Consider the following 6374-nt stretch of genomic DNA (forward strand, 5'->3'; position numbering starts at 1 on the left):
GTGATGGGCGCCGAACAGGCCGCTGGCGTGCTGGTGCAGGTCAAGCACGAACAGGCCGCCCGCGCCGGGCAGACGTTCTCCGCCGAGGAAGAAGCCAGGCTCAAGCAGCCGATCCTCGAACAGTACGAGCGCCAGGGCCACCCCTACTACTCCAGCGCACGGCTGTGGGACGACGGCGTCATCGACCCGGCGCAAACCCGCGCAGTGCTCGGCCTGGCGTTGTCCGCCAGCCTTAATGCACCGATCGAGCCGAGCACCTTTGGCGTGTTCAGAATGTAAACGCGCCGCGACCTTGAACGGTGTCGGTAGGAGCCAGCTTGCTGGCGATCCCGGACGACATCGCCACTCATGATCGCGAGCAAGCTCGCTCCTACAGGGAACCTGGAATGACCGACTTCAGCACCATCCAACTGGAAAAAGATCCGCGCGGCTTCGCCACTCTCTGGCTCAATCGCGCGGACAAGCACAACGCCTTCAACGCAGAGATGATCCGCGAGCTGATCCTCGCCCTCGACGCGGTGATGGCCGACAAGAGCCTGCGTTTCCTGCTGCTGCGCGGGCGCGGCAAGCATTTCTCCGCCGGCGCCGACCTGGCCTGGATGCAGCACGCCGCGACCCTGGACTACAACGCCAACCTGGCCGATTCCCGCGAACTGGCCGAGCTGATGCACAACCTCTACCACTTGAAGATTCCGACCCTGGCCGTGGTGCAAGGCGCGGCCTTTGGCGGCGCCCTGGGCCTGATCAGCTGCTGCGATATGGCCATAGGCGCTAACGATGCCCAGCTGTGCCTGTCGGAAGTGCGCATCGGCCTGGCTCCCGCGGTGATCAGCCCCTTCGTCGTACAAGCCATAGGCGAACGGGCGGCGCGCCGTTATGCCCTGACCGCCGAACGTTTTAGCGGTGAGCGCGCCCAGGAGCTGGGGCTATTTGCCGAATGCTATGCCGCCGATGCCCTGGAGCAGGCCGTGGAAGACTGGGTTAGCACGCTGCTGCTAAATAGCCCGCAAGCCATGCTGGCCAGCAAGGACTTGCTCAAGGAAGTCGGCAGCGGCGTGCTGACCCCGGCCCTGCGCCGTTATACCGAGAACGCCATCGCCCGCATCCGCGTCAGCGCCGAGGGCCAGGAAGGCCTGCGCGCGTTCCTGGATAAACGCAAACCCGCCTGGCAGGAGCAAGCATGATGCGCACCCCGACCCGTAGGTTGGCGCTGAGCGCAGCGAAGCCCAACGAGGCGGACATAGCACGTCATTCCAGCCCCATGCTGGGCTTCGCGCAGCTCAGCCCAACCTACAGGTGCGCCTTCGCGACAACGGAGTTGAATCGATGATCACCACACTTCTAGTGGCCAATCGCGGCGAAATTGCCTGCCGGGTAATGCGTACCGCGAAAGCCATGGGTATCAAGACAGTTGCGGTACACAGCGCCGTCGACGCCAATGCCCGCCATGTGCGCGAGGCCGATCTGGCGGTGAATCTGGGCGGCGCCAAGCCGGCGGAAAGCTACCTGCGCATCGACGCCCTGCTCAAAGCGGCCAAGGCCAGCGGTGCCCAGGCGATTCATCCGGGCTACGGCTTTCTCTCCGAGAACGCCGGCTTTGCCCGCGCCATCGAGGCGGCCGGCCTGCTGTTTCTCGGCCCACCGGCCAGCGCCATCGACGCCATGGGCAGCAAGTCAGCGGCCAAGGCGCTGATGGAAGCAGCCGGCGTGCCCCTGGTGCCCGGCTACCATGGCGAAGCCCAGGATATCGAGACCTTCCGCGCCGCCTCCGCCGTGATCGGCTACCCGGTGCTGCTCAAGGCCGCGGCCGGCGGTGGCGGCAAGGGCATGAAGGTGGTCGAGCGCGAGAGTGAGCTGACCGAGGCCCTGGCCAGCGCCCAGCGCGAGGCGCAGTCGTCCTTCGGCGACTCGCGCATGCTGGTGGAAAAGTACGTGCTCAAGCCGCGCCATGTGGAGATCCAGGTATTCGCCGACCAGCACGGCCACTGCCTGTACCTCAACGAGCGCGACTGCTCGATCCAGCGCCGTCATCAGAAGGTGGTGGAGGAAGCGCCAGCTCCTGGCCTGTCGGTTGCACTGCGCCGCGCCATGGGCGAGGCGGCGGTCAAGGCGGCCCAGGCCATCGGCTATGTCGGCGCCGGCACAGTGGAGTTCCTGCTGGATGAGCGCGGCGATTTTTTCTTTATGGAGATGAACACCCGCCTGCAGGTGGAGCACCCGGTCACCGAGGCCATTACCGGCCTGGACCTGGTGGCCTGGCAGATCCGCGTGGCCCGCGGCGAGCCGCTGCCGCTGACACAAGAGCAGGTGCCGCTGCTGGGCCACGCCATAGAGGTGCGACTGTACGCCGAAGACCCGGACCACGATTTCCTCCCCGCCACCGGCACCCTGGCGCTGTATCGCGAGGCCAGTGCCGGCCCGGGGCGGCGGGTCGACAGTGGCGTCGGTGAAGGCGACGTGGTGTCGCCCTTCTACGACCCCATGCTCGGCAAGCTGATCGCCTGGGGCGAGAATCGCGAGGAAGCACGCCTGCGCCTGCTGGCCATGCTCAGCGAAACCTGCGTGGGCGGGCTCAAGACCAACCTGGCCTTCTTGCAGCGCGTGCTGGCTCACCCGGCCTTTGCCGCCGCCGAGTTGGATACCGGCTTTATCCCGCGTCATGAGGCGCAACTGTTGCCGGCTGCAACCGAGTTGCCCGAAGACTTCTGGCAACTGGCCGCCGAGGCCTGGGTGCAGAGCGAAGCGCCGCGCCAGCGCCACGACGACTTCCATTCCCCCTGGAGCAGCCACCATGGCCTGCGCCTGGGCCTGCCGGCGGAAACCGACCTGCACCTGGCCTGCCAAGGCGAACGCCAGGTGGTGCGCCTGCGCCACAGCGCCCAGCCGACCGCGCAACTGCAGGGCGAATGCCTGCTGGTGGAACGGGCTGGCCTGCGCCAGCAACATCTGGCGATCCGCCGTGGCGATACCCTCTATCTGCAGTTCGGCGGCGAGCTGCGCAGCATCCAGCGCGTCGACCCGATCGCCGAAGTGGAAGCCAGTCACAGCCACCACGGCGGCCTGAGCGCCCCGATGAACGGCAGCATAGTGCGGGTGCTGGTGCAAGCCGGCCAGCAGGTCGAGGCCGGTGCCGCCCTGGTGGTGCTGGAGGCGATGAAGATGGAACACAGCATCCGCGCGCCCCATGCAGGGCTGGTCAAGGCGCTGTATTGCGGCGAAGGCGAGATGGTTAGCGAAGGGACTGTGCTGGTGGAACTGGAAGAGGCTTGATAATCCGTTGATGCCCGCTGTTGGGCTTCGTGCCTCAGCGCCAACCTACCTATATGGCTCGCTGCGAACGAGAATGTAGGTTGGTGCTGAGCTTGCGAAGCCCAACATCCGGTTCGCAGAACCGGTCATCGCAACGAGAGAGATGACAATATGAATCTACCCCAGCATGTACGCCTGGTCGAAGTCGGCCCCCGCGACGGCCTGCAGAACGAGAAACAACCGATCGGCGTGGCCGACAAGGTGCGCCTGGTCGACGACTTGTCCGCCGCCGGCCTCGGCTATATCGAGGTGGGCAGCTTCGTCTCGCCCAAGTGGGTGCCGCAGATGGCTGGCAGCGCCGAGGTCTTCGCGCAGATCCAGCAGCTGCCGGGCGTCACCTATGCCGCCCTGGCGCCGAACCTGAAGGGCTTCGAAGGCGCGCTGGAGGCCGGGGTCAAGGAAGTCGCGGTATTCGCCGCGGCCTCCGAAGCCTTCTCGCAGAAGAATATCAACTGCTCGATCAGCGCAAGCCTGCAGCGCTTCGTGCCGGTGCTGGACGCCGCCAAGCAGAATGGCGTGCGCGTGCGCGGCTATGTCTCCTGCGTGCTGGGTTGCCCCTATGAGGGCGCGGTGCCCGCCGAACAGGTGGCCAGCGTGGCCCGCGAGCTGTTCGCCATGGGCTGCTACGAAGTGTCCCTGGGCGACACCATAGGCACCGGCACCGCCGGCGATACCCGCCGCCTGTTCGAGGTGGTCGGCCACGATATTCCGCGCAACAAGCTGGCCGGACACTTCCATGACACCTACGGCCAGGCCCTGGCCAATATCTACGCCAGCCTGTTGGAGGGCATCAGCGTGTTCGACAGCTCGGTGGCGGGTCTGGGCGGTTGCCCCTACGCCAAGGGCGCCAGCGGCAATGTGGCGACCGAGGATGTGCTCTATCTGCTTAACGGCCTGGGTATCCATACGGGCATCGATATGGATCGGCTGATCCAGGCCGGTGCGCGCATCTGCGCGGTATTGGACAAGCCCAACGGCTCGCGGGTGGCACGGGCCAGGCTGGCCAGTGCGTAAACGGCAAGACCATGCGTCAGGCTTTCTTTACAGGCTGTAAAGCGCCGCGCTCAGGCACGCTGCGCGCTGCCTGGCTGCGGTGCAATGCGGCTACAGGCTGACAGGCTACACATGGGCATAGTTGTCCATGGCGTCGATTCAAGGCTTAACCCAACCAGTAGGCTTAGCAAAATCGGCCAGGCGACATGCCCGGCATCACAAGAATGATGAGGAACCACCATGCAACAGCCCCTGTGGACGCCATCCGCCGAGCGTATCGCTGCCACCCGGATGGAGGCTTTTCGCCACTTCGTCAATCGGCGTCACGGCCTGCAACTGGCCGACTATCCCGCGCTGCACACCTGGAGCGTGGATCAGCGCGAAGCCTTCTGGCAGGCCATAGTCGAGTTCTTCGACCTGCGTTTTAGCCAGCAGCCCGACCGCGTGCTGGACGAAGGCCACGCCATGCCCAGCGCTCACTGGTTTCCCGGCGCGACGCTGAACTTCGCCGAACAGCTGCTGCGCCGCCGCGATATGCACCCGGCTCTGGTGGCCATAGGCGAAGACGGTAGCCGCGAGCAGCTGAGCTATGCCGAGCTGGCCGCCCATGTCGCCGGCCTGCAGCAGAGCCTCAAGGCCGCAGGCGTCGGCCTGGGGGATCGAGTTGCCGCCTTTATGCCCAATACCTGGCAAACCGTGGTCGGTATGCTCGCCGCCAGCAGCCTGGGCGCCACTTGGTCCAGCTGTTCGCCGGACTTCGGCACCCAGGGGGTGATCGACCGCTTCGGCCAGATCGAACCCAAGGTGCTGATCGCCGCCGCCGGCTACCGCTACGCCGGAAAAAATATCGACCTGACCGCCAAGCTCAATGAAATCCTCGAGCGCCTGCCGTCGTTGCAGCAGCTGATTGTGGTGCCCTACTCCACTACCCAGGCCAAAGCCGCAGACTTCCACTCTTCGGCCAAGGTCGCGCTGTGGCAGGACTTCTATCAGGCCGGCGGTGAGCCCGAATTCACCCAGGTTCCCTTCGACCACCCGCTGTATATCCTCTACTCCAGCGGCACCACCGGCGTGCCCAAGTGCATAGTCCACGGCACCGGCGGCGTGCTGCTGCAGCACGTCAAGGAACTGGGCCTGCACACCGATCTGCAGGCCGACGACACGTTGTTCTACTACAGCACCTGCGGCTGGATGATGTGGAACTGGCTGGTCTCCGGCCTGGCCCTGGGCGCCACCCTGGTGCTGTTCGACGGCTCGCCTTTCCACCCCGGTGCCGAGCGCCTGATTGATCTGATCGACGCGGAAAATATCAGCCTCTTCGGCACCAGCGCCAAGTACCTGGCAGCCCTGGAAAAGGCCGGGGCCAAGCCGGGCAGCAGCCACAAGCTGCAGCGCCTGAAAGCCATCCTGTCCACCGGCTCGCCGCTGTCCCATGAGAGCTTCGAGTACGTCTACCGCGAGATCAAAGCCGATCTGTGCCTGTCGTCGATTTCCGGCGGCACCGACATCGTCTCCTGCTTCGCCCTGGGCAACCCGGTGCTGCCGGTATGGCGCGGCGAATTGCAGTGCCAGGGCTTAGGGATGGACGTGCAGGTATGGAACGACGCGGGCCATCCGGTCTTCGGCGAAAAAGGCGAGCTGGTCTGCGCCCAGCACTTCCCCAGCATGCCGGTGGGCTTCTGGAAGGATGCCGATGGCAGCAAATTCCAGGCCGCCTACTTCGAGACCTTCCCCGGCATCTGGGCCCATGGCGACTATGCCGAAGTGACAGAGCACGGCGGACTGGTGATTCACGGTCGCTCCGATGCGATACTCAACCCGGGCGGCGTGCGTATCGGCACCGCCGAGATCTACCGCCAGGTGGAAAAGGTCGAGGAAGTGCTGGAATCCATCGCCATCGGCCAGGACTGGGACGACGACGTGCGCGTGGTGCTGTTCGTCCGTCTACGCGAAGGTGTAACGCTTACCGATGAACTGCAGGCGCGCATTTGCCAGGTGATCCGCAACAACACCACACCGCGCCATGTGCCGGCCAAGGTCATCGCCGTGGCCGATATCCCGCGCACCATCAG

At 65.3% G+C, this 6374-nt stretch carries 5 protein-coding genes; all 5 read left to right on the plus strand.

All coding sequences use genetic code 11. From position 1 onward, the window contains the following. Window positions 1–279 (plus strand): carboxyl transferase domain-containing protein (locus Q8Q83_RS18500; protein ID WP_305625597.1); only part of this gene is annotated, 279 nt, incomplete at its 5' end. Between the two features lie 107 nt (window positions 280–386). Beyond that, complete coding sequence (locus tag Q8Q83_RS18505) at window positions 387–1184, plus strand: gamma-carboxygeranoyl-CoA hydratase (RefSeq protein ID WP_305625598.1); 798 nt, start codon at window positions 387–389, stop codon at window positions 1182–1184. A 142-nt stretch (window positions 1185–1326) separates the two neighbouring features. Next, window positions 1327–3270, plus strand: coding sequence for an acetyl/propionyl/methylcrotonyl-CoA carboxylase subunit alpha (locus tag Q8Q83_RS18510; RefSeq protein WP_305625599.1), 1944 nt, complete (start codon window positions 1327–1329; stop codon window positions 3268–3270). Window positions 3271–3420: 150 nt separating this feature from the next. Next, entirely contained in the window at window positions 3421–4323 is a 903-nt protein-coding gene (locus tag Q8Q83_RS18515; RefSeq protein WP_305625600.1) for a hydroxymethylglutaryl-CoA lyase, read from the plus strand. 219 nt (window positions 4324–4542) lie between these two features. Further along, window positions 4543–6374, plus strand: a 1832-nt coding sequence (locus Q8Q83_RS18520) for an acetoacetate--CoA ligase (protein WP_305625601.1), incomplete at its 3' end; no start/stop codon positions are given.

The sequence above is a fragment of the Pseudomonas sp. genome (assembly GCF_030696055.1).
GTDB lineage: Bacteria > Pseudomonadota > Gammaproteobacteria > Pseudomonadales > Pseudomonadaceae > Aquipseudomonas.

Excerpts from the sequence above, each read along its gene's own strand:
- Q8Q83_RS18505 (WP_305625598.1), top strand. The coding sequence starts at position 387 with ATGACCGACTTCAGCACCATCCAACTGGAAAAAGATCCGCGCGGCTTC.
- Q8Q83_RS18510 (WP_305625599.1), top strand. The coding sequence starts at position 1,327 with ATGATCACCACACTTCTAGTGGCCAATCGCGGCGAAATTGCCTGCCGG.
- Q8Q83_RS18515 (WP_305625600.1), top strand. The coding sequence starts at position 3,421 with ATGAATCTACCCCAGCATGTACGCCTGGTCGAAGTCGGCCCCCGCGAC.